Origin of the sequence: Methylobacterium iners (assembly GCF_022179305.1) — a bacterium.
Classification (GTDB): Bacteria; Pseudomonadota; Alphaproteobacteria; order Rhizobiales; family Beijerinckiaceae; genus Methylobacterium; species Methylobacterium iners.
This window is the reverse complement of record NZ_BPQP01000012.1, coordinates 38,149-59,004: the sequence shown is the minus strand read 5'-3', so window position 1 is coordinate 59,004 and position 20,856 is coordinate 38,149. Positions and strand designations below refer to the sequence as shown.

Annotated in this window: 24 protein-coding genes; 8 read left to right on the top strand and 16 right to left on the bottom strand. The window is 63.2% G+C overall.

What is annotated here, in order from left to right; all coding sequences use genetic code 11:
- Positions 1–121 precede the first annotated feature (121 nt).
- The gene (locus tag MFF55_RS04245) at positions 122–1,318 is read right to left on the bottom strand and encodes an MFS transporter (RefSeq protein WP_238242838.1); all 1,197 of its coding nucleotides are present in this window, start codon (positions 1,316–1,318) and stop codon (positions 122–124) included.
- Positions 1,319–1,415: 97 nt separating this feature from the next.
- On the opposite strand from MFF55_RS04245, the gene MFF55_RS04240 reads away from it, so the two are divergent.
- Entirely contained in the window at positions 1,416–2,171 is a 756-nt protein-coding gene (locus MFF55_RS04240; RefSeq protein WP_238242837.1) for an AraC family transcriptional regulator, read from the top strand.
- 216 nt (positions 2,172–2,387) lie between these two features.
- Here MFF55_RS04240 and MFF55_RS04235 read toward each other — a convergent pair whose 3' ends face one another.
- The 4 genes from MFF55_RS04235 to MFF55_RS04220 form a co-directional block, all read right to left on the bottom strand.
- Positions 2,388–2,768 (bottom strand): response regulator, encoded by a 381-nt coding sequence (locus MFF55_RS04235; protein WP_238242836.1) that lies wholly within the window; start codon positions 2,766–2,768, stop codon positions 2,388–2,390.
- Between the two features lie 68 nt (positions 2,769–2,836).
- Complete coding sequence (locus MFF55_RS04230; RefSeq protein WP_373874718.1) at positions 2,837–3,871, bottom strand: sensor histidine kinase; 1,035 nt, start codon at positions 3,869–3,871, stop codon at positions 2,837–2,839.
- A gap of 63 nt (positions 3,872–3,934) precedes the next feature.
- Positions 3,935–4,177: a hypothetical protein gene (locus MFF55_RS04225; protein WP_238242835.1), complete on the bottom strand. Its 243-nt coding sequence runs from the start codon at positions 4,175–4,177 to the stop codon at positions 3,935–3,937.
- Positions 4,174–4,917, bottom strand: a complete 744-nt coding sequence (locus MFF55_RS04220; protein ID WP_238242834.1) for a Crp/Fnr family transcriptional regulator — start codon at positions 4,915–4,917, stop codon at positions 4,174–4,176. Before MFF55_RS04220 ends, MFF55_RS04225 begins: the two co-directional genes overlap by 4 nt.
- 408 nt (positions 4,918–5,325) lie before the next feature.
- Between MFF55_RS04220 and MFF55_RS04215 the strand changes: the two genes are divergently transcribed.
- From MFF55_RS04215 to MFF55_RS04200, 5 genes are all read left to right on the top strand, one after another.
- The gene (locus MFF55_RS04215; protein WP_238242833.1) at positions 5,326–5,625 is read left to right on the top strand and encodes a hypothetical protein; all 300 of its coding nucleotides are present in this window, start codon (positions 5,326–5,328) and stop codon (positions 5,623–5,625) included.
- A gap of 1,283 nt (positions 5,626–6,908) precedes the next feature.
- The gene (locus tag MFF55_RS04210; protein WP_238242832.1) at positions 6,909–7,124 is read left to right on the top strand and encodes a hypothetical protein; all 216 of its coding nucleotides are present in this window, start codon (positions 6,909–6,911) and stop codon (positions 7,122–7,124) included.
- A gap of 119 nt (positions 7,125–7,243) precedes the next feature.
- Positions 7,244–7,501, top strand: a complete 258-nt coding sequence (locus MFF55_RS27080; RefSeq protein ID WP_373874716.1) for a recombinase family protein — start codon at positions 7,244–7,246, stop codon at positions 7,499–7,501.
- Between the two features lie 141 nt (positions 7,502–7,642).
- Positions 7,643–7,906, top strand: a complete 264-nt coding sequence (locus tag MFF55_RS04205; RefSeq protein WP_238242831.1) for a hypothetical protein — start codon at positions 7,643–7,645, stop codon at positions 7,904–7,906.
- Positions 7,907–8,070: 164 nt separating this feature from the next.
- Positions 8,071–8,250 (top strand): hypothetical protein, encoded by a 180-nt coding sequence (locus tag MFF55_RS04200; protein WP_238242830.1) that lies wholly within the window; start codon positions 8,071–8,073, stop codon positions 8,248–8,250.
- A 51-nt stretch (positions 8,251–8,301) separates the two neighbouring features.
- On the opposite strand, the gene MFF55_RS04195 is transcribed toward MFF55_RS04200, so the two are convergent.
- A complete protein-coding gene (locus tag MFF55_RS04195; RefSeq protein WP_238242829.1) occupies positions 8,302–8,523 on the bottom strand; it encodes a hypothetical protein in 222 nt (73 codons plus the stop codon).
- A 138-nt stretch (positions 8,524–8,661) separates the two neighbouring features.
- Positions 8,662–9,366: a sigma-70 family RNA polymerase sigma factor gene (locus MFF55_RS04190; RefSeq protein ID WP_238242828.1), complete on the bottom strand. Its 705-nt coding sequence runs from the start codon at positions 9,364–9,366 to the stop codon at positions 8,662–8,664.
- Between the two features lie 231 nt (positions 9,367–9,597).
- Here MFF55_RS04190 and MFF55_RS04185 point away from each other — a divergent pair, with 231 nt between their 5' ends.
- A complete protein-coding gene (locus MFF55_RS04185) occupies positions 9,598–11,238 on the top strand; it encodes an ATP-binding protein (RefSeq protein ID WP_238242840.1) in 1,641 nt (546 codons plus the stop codon).
- Between the two features lie 737 nt (positions 11,239–11,975).
- On the opposite strand, the gene MFF55_RS04180 is transcribed toward MFF55_RS04185, so the two are convergent.
- The 9 genes from MFF55_RS04180 to MFF55_RS04140 all read right to left on the bottom strand — a co-directional run bounded on the left by MFF55_RS04180 (position 11,976) and on the right by MFF55_RS04140 (position 20,477).
- On the bottom strand, positions 11,976–12,212 hold the full coding sequence (locus MFF55_RS04180) for a helix-turn-helix domain-containing protein (RefSeq protein ID WP_283206700.1): 237 nt from the start codon (positions 12,210–12,212) through the stop codon (positions 11,976–11,978).
- Positions 12,213–12,251: 39 nt separating this feature from the next.
- On the bottom strand, positions 12,252–12,560 hold the full coding sequence (locus MFF55_RS04175; RefSeq protein ID WP_238242826.1) for a polyhydroxyalkanoic acid system family protein: 309 nt from the start codon (positions 12,558–12,560) through the stop codon (positions 12,252–12,254).
- 943 nt (positions 12,561–13,503) lie between these two features.
- Positions 13,504–15,666: a putative bifunctional diguanylate cyclase/phosphodiesterase gene (locus tag MFF55_RS04170; protein WP_238242825.1), complete on the bottom strand. Its 2,163-nt coding sequence runs from the start codon at positions 15,664–15,666 to the stop codon at positions 13,504–13,506.
- A gap of 909 nt (positions 15,667–16,575) precedes the next feature.
- Positions 16,576–17,187, bottom strand: a complete 612-nt coding sequence (locus tag MFF55_RS04165; protein ID WP_238242824.1) for a 5-formyltetrahydrofolate cyclo-ligase — start codon at positions 17,185–17,187, stop codon at positions 16,576–16,578.
- A 44-nt stretch (positions 17,188–17,231) separates the two neighbouring features.
- The gene (locus tag MFF55_RS04160; protein ID WP_238242823.1) at positions 17,232–17,558 is read right to left on the bottom strand and encodes a hypothetical protein; all 327 of its coding nucleotides are present in this window, start codon (positions 17,556–17,558) and stop codon (positions 17,232–17,234) included.
- A 59-nt stretch (positions 17,559–17,617) separates the two neighbouring features.
- Positions 17,618–17,932, bottom strand: a complete 315-nt coding sequence (locus tag MFF55_RS04155) for a DUF6894 family protein (protein WP_238242822.1) — start codon at positions 17,930–17,932, stop codon at positions 17,618–17,620.
- A 257-nt stretch (positions 17,933–18,189) separates the two neighbouring features.
- Positions 18,190–18,387, bottom strand: a complete 198-nt coding sequence (locus MFF55_RS04150) for a DUF6894 family protein (protein WP_238242821.1) — start codon at positions 18,385–18,387, stop codon at positions 18,190–18,192.
- 85 nt (positions 18,388–18,472) lie between these two features.
- Entirely contained in the window at positions 18,473–18,769 is a 297-nt protein-coding gene (locus MFF55_RS04145; protein ID WP_238242820.1) for a hypothetical protein, read from the bottom strand.
- Positions 18,770–19,556: 787 nt separating this feature from the next.
- Positions 19,557–20,477, bottom strand: a complete 921-nt coding sequence (locus MFF55_RS04140) for a LysR family transcriptional regulator (RefSeq protein WP_238242819.1) — start codon at positions 20,475–20,477, stop codon at positions 19,557–19,559.
- A gap of 109 nt (positions 20,478–20,586) precedes the next feature.
- Here MFF55_RS04140 and MFF55_RS04135 point away from each other — a divergent pair, with 109 nt between their 5' ends.
- Entirely contained in the window at positions 20,587–20,838 is a 252-nt protein-coding gene (locus tag MFF55_RS04135) for a DUF2798 domain-containing protein (protein ID WP_238242818.1), read from the top strand.
- Positions 20,839–20,856: the final 18 nt, after the last annotated feature.

Below are 20,856 nucleotides of genomic sequence, written 5' to 3'. Positions count from 1 at the left end.
CGCTTCCACCCCTTGCGGACGCTGGGAACGTCCGCAAGGGGTGGAAGCGGACCTTGGCCTTACTGCCCGAAGCGGACGTTCCAACCGCGCTCGCAGCCGCTCATGACTATCGTCCTCAGGGCTACTCGGCTGGTGCAAGCTTCCGCTTCGTGTCGAAGTACGTGAGCCCGTAGAAGCCAACGGCGGACGCCAGAACGACAGCGCCGCATACCGCAGCAATGCCGAGCACCAGAGCGAAGCCACCTCTCTCGTGCAGAAAGGCGATCATGGGAACGACGAGGCCGCTCACCGTGAACCCGAGGAAGTAGCGCACGCTAAAAGCCCTCGAACGGTAGGCGGCCGGGACATACCGGGCCACCATCGCATCGTTGATCACCACCTGCCCGTAGATCGCAGCCATCGTCAGGACGAGGCCCAGGAGCAGGGGCAGGCCGGACGACAATGCCGCGATGGCAAGCCCGAGGGGCTGAAGCGCCGCCAAGCCGAGGTAGAGGCTCGGGAGGGAGAGGCGGTCAATCAGGCGGCCCATCAGCAATTGCGTCATCGCACCGAACACGAACACGGCCGTGGCAACCGATCCGATCATGGTGAGAGAGAGAGTCGCCCCCAACCCTTCGTCGATGACCTTCGGCAGAGCGATCGTGGCGGTGTTGAAAGTCAGGCCGCCCGCGACGACCGAGCACGCAAAGACGATCAGGAGCGGCAGGGGTTGCGAGACAGGAATCGCCGCCGCTTTGCCAGCCTCACCCCCCGCTGCGTTGCCGTCGCTTGGAACGAGCGCGAGGAACGCCAGCCCGCAGGCGATGCAGAACAGCCCCGGTGCGACGAACGCGATCTTCCAGCCGAACCAAGCGGTCAGAAGGGCGGTCACCCCCGAGGCCGAGGCCGCGCCGAGGTTCCCCCAGACGCCGTTGACGCCGAGGTCACGCCCGAGCCGCCGGGCGTGGGTGACCAGCATGGCTGAACCGACCGGATGGTAGATCGCCGAGGCGAGGCCGAGCACGCAGAGCCATATCGCGAAGGCGGTCGGACTCGACGCGCTCGCGACACCGAAGCACGATACGCCGTAGCCGAGGAAGAAGACCGCGAGCATGTTGCGGCGGCCGAAGCGGTCGGCGAGCCAGCCCATCGGCAGCGAGCACAAGCCGAACGCAACGAACGCTCCAGTCGCCAGTCCGAGGAGTTCGCCGTAGCCCAAGCTCGTCTGCGCTGCGACGGCGATGACGGCAGTCGGATAGATTAGCAGGATGAAGTGATCGAGAGCGTGGGCAATGTTCACGAACCAGACAGTGTGCCTCGACAGCGTGTCGGCGTCCATGGACGAGCTTCCCCGAGAAGTGACCCAGCCAGTTAATTGACCCGCTGAACGCTGTCGGGCCAAAGTTCGACGCAGACGGGCCAAGATAGCTGACCTGATGCGCTCGACCGCCTCCGAGGACTACCAGCGCGTTCCCAGACCTGTGGCGGTGATGCCCAAGGCTTTCAGGGCAGGCAGCGACACCGGGCGGCACGAGCACCATCGTGCCCAACTGCTCTTTGCGGTCTCAGGGCTCATGACCGTGACGGCCGATGTCGGCACATGGGTCATCCCGGAAGCCCATGCGCTCTGGATACCGCCGCGCCTGCCGCACCTGGTGGCGATGCATGGCCCCGTGGCGATGTGCAGCGCGTATTTGGACATGGAGGCGATCACTGACCTGCCATCCGATGCACGGGTCATTGAGGTCTCGCCGCTTCTCGCCTCCGTGCTGGCGGCGCTTGCCGAAGAGCCGCTTCTCTACGACGTAGCTGGACGCGGCGGACATTTGGCCGCGCTTTTGCTGGACGAGATCAGGCGCGCACGCGAGGCGCCGCTCACCCTGCCGCTTCCGACCAATCATCGCTTGAGGAAAGCTTGCCTGCGCCTGATCGAGGAGCCTTCGGCGGACCTTGACCTTGATGCATGGGCAGATCATGTCGGTGTCAGCCGAAGGACGTTCACGCGAGGGTTTCGCGAGGAGACCGGGATGAGCTTTGGCGACTGGCGCGCCCGAGCTCGCGTCGTGCGGGCACTGACCCTTGAGGCCGAGGGACGCTCCGCTCGGCAGATCGCAAATGCCGTCGGTTACCGGAGCCTTCAGGCGCTGAGGACACGGATGGATCGCATCCTCCGTGGAGCCGATGTCCCTTGATCATATCAGTGACCACCGATCCCGCAGCGGACAGTTTAAACGTCCCAATGGGTGGAAAGCGGACTGAAGCTTCTAGTTCCGAAGCAGACCTTCTGCTTTCGAAACAGCCTCGCCGCAGAAGGCGCCATGCTCCGTCCTCGCAAGCAGACATTCGCAGTTTTGGTGTCATGAAATCGGGCACTTACTTGCTCTGTCTTACCATTGGCACCAGTCGACTCAGACGTAAGCAGGACCTGGAGCAACCCCGAGATCGCGAAGACCCTGGATCAATGCGCTGATCTGGTAGGGCTTGGCGAACCTGAGGCTGCCTGCGACTTGACGTGGTTGCTCTGGGCTGAAGCCTGACACGTAGATCACAGGCAGATCCGGCTGAATGCTGCGAGCCTTCTCGGCAAGCTCCCATCCACTGCGCCACCTGGGAAGGCGGATGTCGGTGATCAGTGCGTTGATTGGCGCTTCGCCCCCCAAGTGCTGCAATGCCTCTTCGTAGTCTGGTGCCTGCAGGACGTTGAACCCTGCGTCCTCGATCTCAACCACCAAGATATCCATCAGCAGTTTCTCATCCTCCACGATGAGTACATTAGGGGTTGAACTCATGGCTTATTTCCTTTCCGCGGTAACGACGCGGAATGAGTGGGTTGCCCGAAGAAGGCCCGTGGGCCGCTCTATGTCGCGAGGTAGCGCTTGTTCATCCGCAGCGTGACGATCATGCCTTGCTCGGACCAGTTGCGGTCGATGGAGCCGCCCAGCTGCGCCGACATCGCCCGTGTCACCAAGCGACTGCCGTAGCCGCCCGGCCCGGTGGGCGCCAGGACGGGAGGGCCACCCCGCTCGGTCCAGACGACGACGACCTCCCGCTCGCGCGATGAGCAGGAGACGTCGAGGGTGCCCGTTGGCGTCGACAAGGCCCCGTACTTGAGCGAGTTCGTTGCCAGCTCGTGGACCACCAGGGCCAGGGTCGTGGCGGCCGCCTCGCCAACGCCCATCCTCGGAACTGAGACCCGAACCCGTCCGCTGAAGGCGCCGATATCGTCGTAGGGCGCGAGCAGGATCGTGAGCAGGTCCCCGAGAAGCGCAGCCTTCCCCTCCTGACCGGGTAGCGGACGCACGAGGTCATGGGCGCGGCCCAAAGCCGTAAGGCGCTGGGTTAGCTCGCGAGCCATGTCGTCCGTCGTCGTCGTCGAGCGGCTGGTGATCTCGGTCAGGCCGGAGGCGATCGCCAGAAGGTTCTTGACCCGGTGGCTCATCTCGCCCGCCAGCAGCTCGTTGGCTTCCTCCGCCTGCTTGCGTCCGGTTACGTCGAGGAAGACGCCGAACACGACCCGGCTGATGATACCGGCGTCGTTACCCTGGCCGCGGGCGGAGATCCATCGGATCTGCTCGTTGGTGATGATGCGGAAGTCGATCTCGTAGTCCCCAACGATCGCACGGGTCGCAGCAAAGGCTGCTCGGACCCGATCCCGATCGGCGGGATGGATGTGGGCCGACATCTCCTCGAAGGTGACCTGCCGGCTTCTGGTCAGGCCCCATAGATCGAAGCCGCGCTCGTCCATGGCGAAGGTGTTGTCGTCTACATTCCACGACCACAGGGCGATGCCCGCGGCCGTCACTGCCGAGCGAAGATGGTCGGCACCCCATTCGGGAGCGCCCGTTTCGCCGTCAATCTCTACGACCTCTGCCTGACCCTGTGCTGCACCCACGTGCCTACTCCTCGAACAACTTTGGTCAGCCTTTTCAGAGTGGCTTTGGCAGACATCAAAGCCTCAGACTTCGGCGAGCCGCTCCAGGATCCAGTCCTGCGCCTTATCGAGACTGGCGAAGGTTGGCCGGTTCAACACGTATCCAGGTCCAAACCAGGCCTCCATGAACCACCTGCCCGCCTCGCCGTCGTGATGCTCGGCCAAGTGCGTCAGCACCGCAACGAGAGCATTGCCCGCGAACACGAGCTGGGCTTCACTATCGTCGTTGCCCGAGGCCAAGCGTACGGGCTGCAGGCGCAGGGTCATGGCGCAGCGCGCTTCTGAAGGTGCAGGTAGGCGGCATCGAACTCGGATGTCTGGACCAGCCTCTCCCAAGCCTCGACGACCAGGGTCTGACTGCGCAACGTGATCAGCCCGTTGCGTCGCATCTCCTGCAGCACGCGGTTGACGTGCACGTTCGACAGCCCCGTCGCGTCGGCAAGGTCGAGCTGGGTGAACGGCAGCGGGCAACGATGCTCGCTGGCCAGCCCCACCGCCTCCTGCTTCAGGTAGAGCTCGCAGAACAGGTGCGCGATGTGGTCGAAGGCCGAGCGCTGGCCCATGCACATGATCCACGCGCGAAAGATCGCTCCGTCGACCAGGGTGTCGCGCCAGAGCGCGGCGGCGATGTTGGGGAAGCGGAGGGTCAGCTCGCGCATGTCCGCGTGCGGGATCAGGGCCACGGTCGTGGACGTCAGCGTGGCGAGGCTGTGATCCATCACCGGGATGAGCAGGCTCTGCAGGTCCGGAATGTCGCCGCCGATGTGGAAGGAGAAGATCTGGCGTTGCCCCTTCCCCGTCAGCTTGTAGCGGCAGGCCCAACCATCGAGGATCAGGCAGCATTGCGAGGTATGGTCGCCGTCCCGCACGATGTCCTGGCGAGGGGCGAGCATCCGCGTCTTGACCGGCAGGCTCTCGACGGCGTGCCGCTCCTCATCCGTGAGGGTGGCGATGCTCTCCAGCTTGCGCAGGAGCGGGGATAGGGCGTGAGTGGGGGTCGAGGCCATGTGGCGTCGCCTTGCATTGCAGGCGGAAGCGCACGGCTCTCCCAGGCATCAGCACCTGTATCGGTCCCGCTGATGATGCTTCTCACATGGGGTGCAGGTTGGTTTTTACCACCAACATAGGTTGTTGTAGCAGATAAATTATGAACGTATCGATCAGTGCTTGCCTATCGACTGCTTCTCGTTAGCGACCCGAGGATTTTTGAAAAGCATCTTATACGGTGTGATCCTGAGCGGGCTGTTCTTCCTACATAAGTTCACGAAGTTCTTCAGGCTTGCATCGTGACGATGTCGGTGATGTGCGACTACTTTATCACGGTGCACTGGCCGTTGAAGCCTAAGCGGGTCTGATTGTACTCGGGCTCGGCGGGCATGCCCTGCATGGAATAGGCAGATGGTAAGGAGTTCAGCATGGCACGCTTCATCGCAATAGAAAAAGGCACAGGTCGGGTCTATGGCGATACGGCTCGCTTTGGACAAGCGGGGAATGTGGGCTCGCCAGTCGACGCGGTTTTCCTGTTCGATCGCCAACATGGCCGCGCGCCACGAGGCTTCGGTCACGTGGGACGCACGAGTCCGTCTGCGAGCTACGACGTCTACGAGATCGAGCCATCTGGCTCCTCTCGCGCCACCGTGAGCGAGTCTGACGCACAGGCCCTCGTTGATGAGCATGGGACGTGGGCAGCAGCCCTTGTTACCTATAATTCCTGACTGATTGCGAACTCTTCGATAGAAGACGCCCCACCAGGTGCTTCCGGCATCGGAAGACCACCGGCTAATTCACCAGCTTTGCGCGGGACCTATCTTCTCCCTCGTTAGGTTAGGGCATCGACAGAGGCGCGCGTCTTTTCCGTTCAGCGTTCCCTGCGAGAGGTGGATCGTGAGAGGCTTCGTCAGTTCGATACTGCTCGTGACTGCGGTCGGTATGCCGCTCAGCGTCACGGCGCAGAACGGCCCTCCTGCACCTCTGCCAGGGTCAGGGTCCGGCAAACCAGCCAATCTGTGTCAGGAACTCGTCGCGTTCGTCCGGCAGCCTGAGACTGCCAAGAAGGCCGACCCTCAGCCCGCGCAGCTTGCCACGGCGGTGCAGGCGCCCAAGGCGAATAGTCCCGAGTTCCAGCCACAGGCACAAGGGACCGCGCAGCAGACTTCCGGCCAGTCGGGGCAGATTACTTCGTCCGGTCCCGGTGCGTCAGGTCCACAGGGCAGCACACAGAACGCAGCGGCTCCCTCCGGGGCCACAGCGAACGTTGCTCCTGCCGCGCCAGCACCTCAGGCGGGACAGGCTCAAGCGGCAGTCGCTCCGTCTGTGCCTCCTCCTGCTCCTGTGGCGCCCAAGCCGACACAGGAGGCGGTCGAACAGGTCGAGGCAGCCGCCCGTGAGAATGACTTGGGCACGTGCCGCAGCGCGGCCCAGCAGATGCGCCGAGCCGGTGTAGGCCTACCCGCGCCGCTGCTCGCTTTATCAGCGATGAGTTTGAAGCTCCTTGAAACAAGCGCACGGCCGTGAGGCCTGCATCAAGCCGAGGTTAGTCGGGTCGGATCAGTCGTGCTCCCCTGATCAAACACCCCGCCAACCCATGACCAGATCGGGCGGCGAGGCCGCTTGGCCGCCGCTTCGGAGCCGCACCCGAGCCGAAGTTTACTTATGCTCCGGCCGCCCCATCTCTGGCCAATGAGCTTGGCAAATACCTATCCTTACACCCTGGAGATCATTCCACCCAAAGCGGAGGGCGGCTCGTACCAATGGGCCATTCGCGAGAACGGGAAGCTGGTTCAACGATCAGATCGAAACGCCGGGAGCGAGGATAAAGCTCGCGAAAATGGCCTAGCCCAGATTGAGAAGCTGCTGTCTGGGTTCGGCGAACGTTGAGCTTGAAGAGCTTCGGGAGCAGATTGGGCACGATAGGCACGGAATACGAGATGGTCTGCCGCGAGGAGCGCCAGCGTCGAGTACGTTGTTTGCAAAGGGCGTCGATCGCTACAGGGCAATCATGGACAAGCTCGACGCACTCCTGAACCGCCTGAAGGCGCGCCAACGCGACCTCATCCTGCAGGCTGCCGAGCACGATACGATGCCCGCCGACAGCACGCTCAAGCGGATTGCGGAGCTTGAGAACGCCATCGCCGCCGTTGAGGCTGTGGCCGCTGAGGAAGCCAGCAAGCGCGGGAACTTGGCTCGGGTAGGGCCCGCACCGCAATCCCGCTAACGCAGGCAAAGACCGGAGCGCGGCATCGCGTCTGTGAACGGTCGCCGGCGACGTTTTCTGCTTGGATCAGTCGCCTGACCCGCTAGCATCACGCCGTTCGATCTTGTGGCGGAGACGCAATGCCTTCTCACGTGGACGTTGGAAGCGGGATCGAGAACGACACAGCTCACGCCGCTGACTCGGGCCTGCTGATCGGACGCGCCAAGCGGAGTGCCTCGGTGAACGAACGTCGAGCGCAGCTAATGGTGATGATCAACGCGATGAGGCGGCGTGGGAACACCTTGCTTGTGGGGATCGCCGATGAGCTGAACAGGCGCGGGATCCCGGCGCCGCGCGGCGGCCAATGGTCAGCCACACAGGTCGCGCGGGTACTTTAGTGCCGGCATCATCGGCTGAGTTGGCAGCGGTTCGCGAGGACGTGATGTCCTTGGCGGCGAGGCCGCATGCGCGCGCAGCGGTAGGCGTCTAGTTCCGGACGAGGCGCAGCTCAGCCCTCACGGATCGCTTGCCCAGTGCCCATGACAACACGTCCGACCACCAGCGAACTCTCCGAGGCGAAGCTGGTCTCGAAGGACGACGTGGCCGCCGCAGTGGATGCCTTCATGGCCAATCCGAGCACCACGACCTTCCCGCTGGGCAAAGACTATGCGCTGGATCTGCGTGATGCCGTGGCTGCGAGCCCGTTTGCACTCGGCGTGGTCATGAACCCCCATGCCAGGCCGGCCTCCAAGCGCAATGCAATCCGCACGGCGATCCTGCTGGAGCGACCGGTGAAGGCGTGACCTTGGCGCAGGACGCCCGCATCCCACTCCACCATCGCTCGCCGCGACGAACGGCGCCTTTGTGTAAAACCACACCGTCGCTATTTAGCTCGGCCATGAGGTTCTGGAAGGCTGCCGCATGGGGGTCGGCTGGTGTGAGCAGATCCCCTGATAATGATGAGCCGATGTATCGCGCCAACCTGATCGACGAGCAGGGTGCCGTGGTTTCAGCCGTTCGGATCCTGGCTGGTGATGATGTCGAAGCACGTGAGAAGGCCAAGGCCCTCGTGGACGGCCACGCCGTCGATCTGTGGGCAGGCCTGCGCTTCATCGACCATTTCCCGACGCCCGATCCGTCCAAGTAGCGGCCCAGCGCTGACGGCGATCACGTGACGGGCTGTCGGTGAAGCGAACGATCAGCCACGACGATCGTTGGTCGAGACGCCGGATGTCCGTCCCTTCGCTATCTCCGGATCAGGCAATCCATCGGCAACATCGGTCGGCGCTTCCCTGGCCTGAGCTTCTGCCCGTCGGTCCGCCTCCACTCGGCGCGGTGCTCGATCCGAGATGGTGGTGTGCGTGCCAGTCTTGGGATTGAAGATGCGCATTGCGACGCTGCCGGTGATGAGGGTGGTCAATACACTAACGGATTAGCCCTCAGCGCAGCTTCCTCACTGTACGATCCGAGACATTCTGCTGTGCCGGGACTTGACCTTGAGGCCCAGAACGCAGCTCTTCCGTTGAGGGATCTTCCCCGGGTGCCTCGGCAGCGCTCATCAAACCATGCTGTTGCTGCAGGCCGCGAGCATGATGCGATCACCCTCAAAGCCAGCAGCGTCCTGCTCCAGCAGACTTGCCAACTGCGCACGCGCGCGGTGCACCCGGCTTTTCGCGGTGCCGATCTGGCAGCCCATGATCTCCGCCGCTTTCTCGTAGCTGACCTCGTTGATCGCGACGAGCACGAGCGCCTCGCGCATGGCGGGCGGGAGCTTGTCCATGGCCGCCTGCAGGTCACGCAGATCCAGGCCCGCACCCTGCTGTGGCAGGGTCGCCATGCGGTCGGCAGCCAAATCATACGGATCTTGAACCTCCAGCTTCGCCCTGCCGAAACTCGAGAAGAAGGTGTTGCGCATGATCGTGGTCAGCCAGGCACCGAGGTTGGTGCCTGGCTCGAAACGGCCGCGGTGGCGCCAGCTCTTGAACAGCGTCTCCTGCACGAGATCATCGGCGCGCGTGCGATCCTTTGTCAGCGACATGGCGTAGCGTACGAGGTTCGGCAGATACGCGAGCAAGGCCTCGCGGAACTCGCGCTCGTTACGATCGCCGTGTGCGATGAGCGAGCGCTCGAGCTGCGCGAGCAAGCTGCGGAAGCGATCGGTGCTCTGCAGATCAGGGAGGCCGGCATAGGCCAAAGCAAGAGCTTGGCCGAGGTGCTGACGGATCGCGTCGGGTAGAGGCTCAGAAAACTCAGCTGTGCTCACGACGCTCCTCGATCCACTAGCGCCAGCTGTCATGTAGGTCAGTCAACCTGGCTTGACAGAGCGGCCGCAGGGTCAGTGGGCCTCAGGACTGATGGACTTCGCTCGCGGCTCTTCCGCTGAGGCCTCTGCGATGATGAGGGCCGTTGCCAAGTGTAAGGATTTAGACAGTCTGGCTATGGCTCAGCTTGCAGACAAGTGACCACTCCGTCACGCGAGGGAGGCGACCGGATGATGGACATGCTGGCAGCGACGCGAGCGGTCCGTGCCCGTCGCTGGCTGGGCTACCTCGTCGCCCTCCTCGCCCCCTGCCTCGCGCTGGCCATCCGCCTCGGCCTCGGTGAGGGGCTCGTCGGCTATCCCTTCCTGACCTTCTTTCCTGCCGTTCTGCTGACCGCTCTGATCGGGAACCGTGGTGCAGGCGCAACGGCGGCGCTGCTCTCGGCCCTTCTCGCGGGCTACTTCCTCGTCGAACCGCTCGGCTACGCCCTCCCGACGACGCCGTCCGACTGGATCGGGTTCGGCTTCTTCCTGACCGTCTGCGGCACGATCATCCTGCTGGTCGGCTGGCTGAACCAGGCACTCGACCAACTCGGCGCGACGAGCCGCGCTCTTGCTCAGCTGAACGCCGAGCTGGAACAGCGGGTGGAGTGCCGCACGCGCGAGCTTGCCGAGGCGAACCTGAAGCTCGAGGCCGAGAGCGAAGCGCGCCTCGCGGCTGAGACGCAGGCGCGGCAGGCCCAGAAAATGGAGGCAGTTGGCCAGCTCACCGGAGGGATCGCGCACGACTTCAACAACATGCTCGCCATCATCATCGGCAGCCTCGACGTCGCTCGGCGTCGTCTCGCCGATGGCAGGGGGAGTATCGGGACCTATCTGGATCTCGCGATGGAAGGGGCGCAGCGGGGCGCAGCGCTCACGCAACGCCTCCTGGCCTTCTCGCGCCAGACGCCGCTGACGTCTGAGATCACGGATGTGAACGGACTGATCCGCGGCATGGAAGACCTCCTGCGTCGCTCCCTCGGCGAGATGGTTGCACTCGAATGCGTGCTCAGTGGTGGTCTCTGGCGAACTCGCGTCGATCAAGGTCAGCTTGAGAACGCCATCCTCAATCTCGTCGTCAACGCGCGCGATGCCATGCCTTCGGGCGGGCGGCTGACGATCGAGACCATGAACGCACACCTCGACGACGCTTACGCCCGCGCTCACGCGGAGGTCGGCCCGGGGCAGTACGTCGTCGTCGCCGTGAGCGATACGGGTGAGGGCATGCCGCCCGAGGTGGTGGCGCGTGCCTTCGACCCCTTCTTCACGACGAAGCCGACCGGCAAGGGTACGGGCCTCGGCCTCAGCCAAGTCTACGGCTTCGTGAAGCAATCTGGCGGGCACGTGAAGATCTACAGCGAGGCCGGACGCGGCACGTCGGTCAAGCTCTATCTGCGTCGGGAGATGATGGCCGATGTTGCGGTCAGCCCGAGCCCCCGTTCTGAGGCATCACCGATTCCGCTTGGCTCGGCCGGCGAAATCATCCTCGTGGTAGAGGACGAGGACAGCGTCCGGCTCGCCACCGTCGCCAGCTTGCGGGAGCTTGGCTACACTGTTCGGCACGCATGCTCCGGACCTGAGGCCCTGGTGCTCCTCGACGCGCAGCCCGGCATTGGCCTGCTTCTGACCGACGTCGTGATGCCGAGCATGACGGGGCGGATGCTGGCCGAGGCGGCGCGTGCCAAGTATCCCGATCTGAGGGTGCTGTATGCCACCGGCTACACGCCGAACGCGATCGTCCATAACGGCGTGGTGGATCCCGGCATCGAGCTTCTGACCAAGCCGTTCACGCTGGACCAACTCGCCCGCAAGGTCCGAAAGGTCCTGGCCTGACGGATGCTCGATCAGGGCTTCGGTGCCTCGATCTGCGGTTTTGCACCGCGTCGGCGGCCGAGGATCAGAGTGCCTTGCTCTTGTGGTCAAGCTTGGTTCGAAGATAGGCTGCAAGCAAATGCCGGACGTCGAGGACAGTAGCCGCCCATGCGTCAGCCCAAGCAACACCACTCAGTGGTCGTCACGCCATGTCCGCTGAATCCGAAGCTGTTTACGTGGGAGATCCACGGTGGCGATCACCGGATCAGCCTGAACGCCTACACCTACCATACCCGATGGGCAGCAAAGGCGGCGGGACTGACCGCTCTGCATTGGCATCTGACGTTGTCACCGACCCATTTGTTCAGGGTACGATCTAGGGCCGCAGCGATAGTCATCTCGGCCAAGTGAGTGAGTCGACGATCACCGCAAAGGACATTTCTGTCCTTGACGCTTAGCTATCCATCCAGTGCTGACCCTGAGGCAAGCTGGGGCCTGAGACTGAGGAGGGCCAAGGCAACTCGCGACTTCAGCGTCGGATCTGCGGCTGAGTAGCCACAAAAAGCCCGACGCGGCGTGTGCCGGGCGGGTTCAAGGATGTGGAAGTGTCAGTGAACTTCCATCGCCGTGGATGAAGCAGGGGCCCGGCCAGAACAACGCGAAAAAGCCCCACGCGGCGGCTGCCGGCGGGGCTGAAGTCGAGTCAATCGCCCAACGTGAGGAAGGGCGTGGCATGGGAGCAGGGAGCGTGCCAGGGTTCAGAGTTTCCTGAGCTGCACGCCCGGCCCGCCACCGTTCTCAGGCATGAACTCGACGCCCGCCTCTCGAAAGGTTTTCAGCAAGGCGTCCAGCTGTACGATCGTGATCATTGGCTCGCCCTCGCTCTTCTCGGCACGAGCTAGCGCGCCGAGGCTCAGCTTCGACCTCCGAGCGAGCTCCTTCTCAGTCCAGCCCAGCAAGCAGCGGGCCTCCCGGATTTGAGATCCAGTGATCATTCCTGAGCCTTCCGCAGCCACACGCCAGGCCCTTCGTCCTTAGGCCATCAGCCGGGCGGCATAGTGCTTCGCTGCAGCCTCGATCTTGGGTGAGAACACACTCAGCATCCAGGGCACCCCAATCTCGAACCGGAGGCTGCGCTCGGTGACCGCCACAAGCCCATCAACGTGCTGTCCGAGCGCATGTGCGGTAAAGGGCCGATCGTTGCCCTTCCAGTCTGCAATTACGAGCCGGACGCCTTCCCTCCGCAGCTTCTGCTGAGCCCAATCAGCGCGGCCGTTGAGACGCTGTCGCGCTTCCTCAATGCCGAGACGATGAGGGACGTGAACAACGATACGCTTAGCCATGCAAACAGCCGGTCGGGTCGCTCACTTCACGTAGCCCCTCGCCTTCTCGTGCTTTGCGCAGCCCCAGCCAACGCGACCCCGCACTCAGTTGCCGAAGGTTGGTCGAATCACGTTGCTCATGACCGCATCATAGCGGGTTGGCTGATGTGGGTTCGCGGCGTCCTGCAGGTATGCCGCCCTCCTAGACGGATGACAGGCCAACAGCTTCGGCAGGTTCCGCCGCGAGCCGATTAAAGATCCCGAGAAGCGGCGAGCTTCGGGTCAATGCACCATCGGGCAAATGACGACGTCCGCTTCACCAGTTTTCCGCCCGCTTACGGGCGGACAAAAACCCATCCATCCCAGTCGTGGGTTTCTGGTTCATCAGGCTGCCTCGAAGCGGACGCTCTGAAGGTCCGACTAGGGTGGATTGTGTTGAAAAACGCGGGAGGCGGTCGAAGCGGCTCCTGCGACGCAGCTCAGCGCAGAAGAACTTTCCACCAAGCTCCTGACGATTTGCTCGCCGGGGTAAAAGAAATCCTTTTAAGGGAAGATTGTTCCTCACTGCAGTAGGGCGCATGGACTGAAAAGTGCCGCCACCGAGTTTTTCAACACAATCGGTCGAAAGCGGCCCGTGACCTTTTGTGCTGAAGCGGTCGTTGCGGCTTGAGCCCTCCCCCTTGAAACTCTGGTCAGAAAGAGGACGGTTGATGATTGGCCGATCGCCCAGCGCCTACGTCCGACCTGAAACTTTATGGTGGAGGCCGTTCCGCACTTACAACCCACCGATGGGCGCAGAGAGCGTTCGGCAGCGGATGCCAAGCGCTGTCGCAACGACACCTCGGCCGTCGCGCCCACCGCCGCTTCCGCACCCTAATCCTGACTCGGCAAAATCGCTATTGCCATAAAGGTTAGATTAGACTTGAAGGCGGAACTACGCAGATCACCCAGCTAAGCCCAGATCCTAAGCTGCCGCGTTGAGAACGTCGGTTCTCAGCATGCCATCGATCTCGTTGGGCGACACTGGCTTTGAGAAAAGATAGCCTTGGAGCTGTGTGCACCCCATGAGTTGAAGCAGCTTCTGTTGCTCGGAGGTCTCAACTCCCTCCGCTGTCACCGTCCGGCCGAGCGTTCGGCCCAGCGAGACAATTGAGGTGAGCAGGATCGAAGCATGTTCCGATGCGTCGATGTCTTGGACGAAGGTGCGGTCGATCTTGATCGTGTCGAAGGCGAACCGACGAAGGTACAGCAGGCTCGAATAGCCCGTGCCAAAATCATCCAGGGCGAACCGGACGCCAAGATCGCGCAAGCGGTTGATCGCTCGCTCAGCCGTCACGGGATCCTCTACCAGAACACTTTCCGTCAGCTCTATCTCCAGGCGCTTCGGATCGAGGCCGGCTTCTTCCAGAATGCGCGCAACAACCTCGACAAAATCGGCCTGCAAAACGTGCAGCGCAGAGAGATTGACGGCGATCGTGAGGTCTTTCCAGCGAGCGCCGGTCGTACAGGCTCGCCTGAGCACCGACTCTCCAAGGGGTATGATCAAGCCTCGTTCCTCGGCTATCGGGATAAACTCGCCAGGGCCGATGAGGCCGCGTACCGGATGGCGCCAGCGAACGAGCGCTTCGACTGCGAGGACCTTGCTTCCGTCCGCCGAGACAATTGGCTGGTAGGCCAGTTCAAGGCCGTCGCCTTCGATGGCCCCGCGCAGCTCATCCTCGACGAGCTTTCGCATCTGAATGGTCTGATCGATCTCTGACTCGAAGAAGCAGTAGTCGTTCCGGCCGTTCGCCTTCGCCTTATAGAGCGACGCGTCAGCCCGCCGCATCAGCGTCTCTCGCCCACTGCCATGAATCGGCGCGAGTACGATGCCGACCGAGATGCCGACGGACATGTTCGTTTCATTGACAACGAACGGCTGCTTCACCGCAGCCAGGATGCGTCGCGCAAGGTTCTCCGCATCGCTGTGCGAGGGGTGCGCGGAGAGAAGAATAGCGAACTCGTCGCCGCCGAGGCGAGCAAGCGTATCCCCTTCCTGCAGCAAGACACTGATACGCTCCGCCACTTGCTTGATTACGGCGTCGCCGGCTCCATGCCCGAAGGTGTCGTTGATCTCCTTGAAGCGGTCTAGATCGAGCAGGAGAACAGCGACGCTCCCGCTGCCCTGCGCGATCCGACCGAGCTCGTTATCAAGCCGTTCACCGAACAGCCGTCGGTTCGGCAGCCCTGAAAGTGGATCCTGATTCAGGATGGCGTGCATCTGCGCCTCGTGGCGTGCGAGGTCGCGGGCAACCCAGCGCATGCAGACAAGGATCAGGACGACGAGGCCGAGGGCGAGTAGGCTGCCAACAAGCGTGCTGGGAAGCAGCCGCGCTCGGATTAGGTCGCCGGGTCGGCTCGGCTGCCAAGTTATGTACGCCACAGTCCGACCCTGACCGTCGAAAAGCGGAAGCGACATGTGGCCGGCTTCGGCCGGCAACTCGCCGAGCCTAAGATTTTTGATGCCGTGCAGCTCCGCAACTTTGCGTAGGTCGCCTTCGGTGAAATGCTTGCAGGCAATTGCCACCAACCGTCGCCCGTCGGCTTGGGGAGGCAACGGCACGGCGGTAATGGCATAGACGCCACCATCGTAGATGAGGCGTGATACGCCCTGGGTGGCCCGCTCCTCAACGCTGACTTGGCCAGCACCGTCATTCACGGCGAGAGAGGTGCGTAGCTTGGCCACGACCGCGCCGAGCAGGGGCTCACGCTCCCGGATCGCGAGGGGGATCTCGTCATTGTCCGGCCCGAGGGGAAGAGCGAAGATGAAGAGACCCGTGAACTCCAGGAATCCCAGCGGCCGCTCGGCATTCGCGATCACGGGATCGTTCAAGAGCAAGTCGAGTGCCGGCCCAGGAGCTGTCGCGCCAGCCAGGCGCAGGCGCATGCCGATCAGCCCCTGCTCCATCGCGGCCGCCAATTGTTCGACTTCCCGTTCGGCGGCCGTGCGGTTCGTGCTGTCGCTGGTCCACATAAGGGTCGCGCCGACCCAACCGAAGGTCAGCAGGCACAGAGCCGCCATCGGCCAGACCTGTCGGGACAGAAGCTGGCTGAAAGACTTTCCTTTTCTGATCGGTCCCTCAGTCATGCCCCACCGCCGTCAGCTGCTTCGTTGGAAGCATCCGGCCATAAGCCCGGAGCAAAATTTAATTTATGATAAGAGAGCTCGCGAAACCGCGTGGGCTTCAAGACACAATCGGTGATGAGGTTGATGATCAGTGCTTAACTTCATGTACGACCAACCAGCCAGTCTCGGATAGGCCTACCGGCATCACGCGGCAGACATGACCGCGAGGCTCACAAGCCCAGCCGATGGCAGCCCGGCGTCGGGACCATGCGGGATGGAGAAGACGATGCGGAGATCGCCCGCGGGCCGGGTTTGTTGCGCGGCATGAGGGGCTTGGCCCCACCCATCGTGAGGGCGAAAGCCAGAGCCCGTCCGTCGTTCCGCGTTCGATCCATCAAGGTCTCGTTGCGGTGGTAAGCAGTTGCCCGGTCGTCATCATGGCTGAAGCCATGGAGTGACCGTTCAAGCTCGTCTCACGACAACCTTCGCGATGCCCGGGATCAGGGACCGAGGTCGACGCCCTGGGGCATCGCCATTGCGCGGGTGGAAACCGGTGAGAAGACCACGCAGGAGCAGCCCTCCTGACGGTGAGACGGCAATCCAGCTCGCGCGGCCCTTGAGAGCATGAAACGCCGCTTCACCAACAAGGGCCCGTCGCTGATGGTTGAGCCTGCCGTCATCGTCATGTGCCTGATTGTCCTGACATCCCGTTCGGTGCCGGGCTGGCGTTCGTGAGCGCTTCAGGAACTCCGATAGCAGGCTCGCCAGACGATGCTCGCACCCGGGTCAACGACCGGGTGGCTGAGCGCGTCATCTGCTTGGAAGACGAAGCCGAGGCGGCAGGCTGGCGGCCCGCACGAAACTAAGGGGCAGGCGAGCCTTACGTGCCTGGACAGGCGGCGCTAATCGGTGACCCACTTGGGCTCGCCGTCATTCCGTGATGATGCGCTCCAGGGCGATGTCATGGGGCTGGGGGTAGATCGTCTCCAGGCGCCCCAACTTGAAACCAACCCCGATGGTACGCGGCTTTGCCGGCATGGCCGCAATGGTGCGGTCGTAAAAGCCACCCCCGTAGCCGAGCCGGTAGCCCTTCGCATCAAAGCCAACGAACGGAACAACGAGCAGGTCAGGCATCACCGCCTGACCGCTCTCAGGCATGGGCACATTCCATACGCCCTGGGTCATGAGGCTGCCGGGCTGCCACTCCCGAAAGACCAAAGGCTGCCCGCGCTCGACGATCACCGGCAAGGCCAGGCGCGTTCCCCGATCCCGCAGGTTCGCCATGACCTCACGTGGATCGTACTCGCCCCTGAAGGGCCAATAGACGCCGATGATCGTTGCGTTGCTGGAGTCCAGCGCCTCCAGGAGTGCACGACTGATGTTGTCGCTCCAGGCTGCACGGTCCGAGGCAGAGATCCCGGTCCGCTGCTGGATCAGCGCCGCTCGTGTCTGTTTGCGCCACTCACGCACGGCTGCCCAATCGGCATCAGGTGGGAGCACGGCGGGGCTGCTCGCTGACTGCATCGTCTTCTCACTCGCCATCTCATCAGCCTCAAGCACCGAGCCGCCTTGCGCGCTTTACTCAGCTACTGACCACCAAACGCGCGCAGGGGGCGTCCGGCCTCGGAACGATGAACCATCTGCGCGACCCCCACATCCGCATCGAGCGCTGCCAACCGGGGGCCTACGGCGGAGTGGAGGGACATCTCGGTGCGGTCCAGCGTCAGGTTGATCCGCTCACACCACTCCGCCTGCGACGCGCCGGCCGCCTGTGCTTCCCTGACAGCTTCGGTGATGATCTCTCGCATCTCACCGATCAGACCAGGGGTCAGCGGAGGGCGCGTCTTTTCCGCGTAGGCCTCCGCGATGATGGCTCCCAACTCGTCCGCTGATCGGCTCGATTGCGCGCTCATCGGTGCTACCTTGATGTGAGAACCATAACGCAGCCAAGCGAGCAGCCGGCTCTTCGGACCTATTGCGCGTGGCGTGTCGAATTCGGCTGCTGTCCGGATGAGCGAGGCCGTCTCCTAGCGGAGGGCGGCGGGCGATCGTCGTCGGGCAGCAGCTCGGTAAAGGGCACCGTGAACAGGGGCCGGTGCTCTGCATCGGCCACGGCAAAACGGTAGCGACTCAGCTGCGGATTGCGTTCGCAGGCGCTGTGCGAGGCGAAGCCGGCCCCGTGACGCGCCTCGATCAGCGCGGCCTCATCCGAGGCGCAATCGAGCCCCTCATGGTCGAGGCATACCAGACCCTTCTGAGACAGCACATCGAAGAAGTACCGGGACATGACAGACTCCGCTGCAGCACCCCCGTCATGATGAGGCTGTTTCGCGCCCCTCTCTGGTCGGGCCGAGTGTCATACCAAACCCACAACTTGTCACGCATATTCGATGCGCAGCCTTTTTCACTTCAGCGGCTCAACGCGCCCCTCGATTAACCAACTCTCGCCCCTCGAGGGATGAAGCCGAGGCCATAGTCGGTTGGTTCCTCTGCAGGAGGGATGTCCTCGCCGAGCCACAAGCCTGCGAAGGTCAGGGTTGCCGTCTAGACCGTGGAATTCGCCTCAAGGCGCACCAGCACCATGAACGCCTGCCGGTCGCCCTCCTTTGGGATCTCGTCCTTTGCCAGGGCGAGCAGCATGAGCATCGCTTCCTTGCGGATGTCATCCTGGCCGAGGCACTCGCTCCCGACTTCGTCACGCACAAGCGCCGCGTCATGAACGTCGAAGAAGTAGCGGGCCATATGGCTGTCCGCGCTTGAACAGGCGGGAGCACATAGGTCCCACATGCGCAGCGTGCCGAGGGTTGGGACCGCGATGGGGTCAGCCTTAGTCCCGAGAGCTGCCACGGCAAGAGCAAAAGTCAAGTGCGCAGAACGCTTCAACTGACACCACGCCGCCCAATTGCCCGTATGTGCGAGCGTTGTAATCGCCAACAAAAAGCCCACCGCGGCGCGAGCCGAGCAGGCTGAACGCAGGGTGTTCCTGCTGCAGCAGCTCGAGGGAAACAACAACACCAGAAGCAGACATCACGAACTTCAGCTCAGGGTGGTGAGCGGAAATAGGCGTCGCGCCGAAAAGCGGACGTTCAGCTACCCCACTAACCTTGCTCAACAGCGATGCCATTGATTAACCCCGAAGCCCGTTATCCAAACATAACCTCGGCTGCGTCGCGAGCTTTTCCATTCACTCAACCGACCAGCGGGCCCACCGGTTCGGCGCAAAACGCCTACGCATCATCCGCCAAGCCGAGAAGTTCTCCGCCAGGAGGCATCCCGCCACGTCGAGACGGAGTCGAAGTAGCGTGAGCACGGCCTCAGACGCTCCCCTTTAGTCAGCCAAAGTCGGGTTGGAGGGCCAAGTCTGTTGCCGAGGCAGACTCCCGCGACGCTGAACTTGTCGGAAGCCTTGCCGATGTTAGTCACGGTGACGTCGGCGCCCGCCGCGGCGAGTCGTGGGGTGATCATGCGTCCCATCCCCGCGGCGCGCCCGGCGCCGGTCATCAGCACGATGTGTCCACTCAAGTCCGCCGTGGTCATATCACCTTGTCCGAGACTGGGTCCGACCGAGGCCGTCGCGGACCCCGTCGAGGTCAGTCCGCAAGGGGTGGATTGTGTTGAAAAACTCCATGGCGGCACTTTTCAGTGCATGCGCCCTACCGCGGAGAGGAACAATCTTCTCACCAAAGAATTTCGCTTGCCCCAGCGAGCAGATCTTCAGGAGCTTGGCGGAAAGTTTTTCTGCTCTGAGCTACGTCGCAGGGGCCGCTTCGACCACCTCCTGAGTTTTTCAACACAATCGGTGGAAAGCAGTCTTTGGCGCGCAGCCTGAAAGCCGACCTTCGGCTCTGGGCTTAACGGCACCGTAGAGCCGACTCTGGCCGGAGCTCTGACAGGACGTTGGACCTGCAATCTCATCGCGACCAGACGAGGTCTGCGCGCTGTGCGAATGCCTCCGCTGCCGCATTCACAAAGGCGGTGAGCCGCCGCGGCACGAAACGACGCGAAGGGTACACGGCATAGAGGCCGCGCGCTCGCACCGTATGTTCCTCAAGCGCGAGCACGAGCGAGCCGGTCGCCACCTTCGGCAGCACGATGTTGGAGCCGACTTGAGCAAGGCCCATGCTGGCCGCCGCCGCCAGCGCCGCACCCTCCGGATCGTTCACGACGAAGGTGGGTTCGATCCGTTTATGCAAGACTTCCTTGCCGCCCTTGGCGAACTCCCAGGCGAAAACCTCCTGCGACGGGTTGCTGCGCATGCCGATCAAACGGTGCCTGTCGACGTCCTCGGGCGTCCCCGGCATGCCGTGCCGCGCCGCGTAGGCCGGGGAGGCGCAGGTGAGCATCGCGACCGGCAAGATCAGCCGGGAGACGTAGTCGCTCACCGGCAGCACTCCGCCGCGAATAGCGAGATCGAAGCCCTCCGCCACCAAGTCGACGAACCGATCCGAGAGCGAGAGTTCCACCTCCACGGCGGGATGCGCCGTCATGAAGTCGGAGATCACGGGCAGCAGGTGCGCCCGACCGAAGGCGGTGGTGCTCGTGACCCGCAGCCGTCCCGAGAGGGCGTTGCGCTCGTCGCGCACCGCCCCCTCGGCCTCGGCAAGCGCCTCCAGGGCCGGCGCGCAGCGATCGAGATAGAGCTGGCCCTCGGGCGTGAGCTGCACCTGGCGCGTCGTCCGCGTCAGCAGCCTTACCCCGAGCACCTCCTCAAGGTGCCGAACGTTGAGGCTCACCGAGCCCGGTGTCAGTCCGAGCGAGCGGGCGGCACCCGAGAAGGAGAGACGTCGGGCCACTTCGACGAAGGTGGCCACGAGGCGGATGTCGGCTGTCATGCCAGCATTGTTTGACCACATCAACATCTGCTGTCGATAGGAGCGGCATTCTCTCGAAGCGTCAACAAGCCCAGATTGCTGACCAACGCAGCCGCTGGAGCACGACCCCATGCACACGAACCAAACCGCAACTCTTCCAAAGATCCCCCGCCGTTACGCCTCGGTGCTGTTCGCCCTCATCATGTCCCTGAGCCTGTCCGCCGCACTGTCGGCGGCCATCACGGCCGTGAACACCGGGATCGACGCAGGCTTCCTCGGGCGCTGGCTGCACGCCTACGCCCTCGCCTGGTCCTTCGCCTTCCCCGCCGTGACGCTCCTGGCGCCGCGCGTGCGTACCCTCGTCGATCGCCTAACCGCCTGAAGCTCCAACCCAAGGATG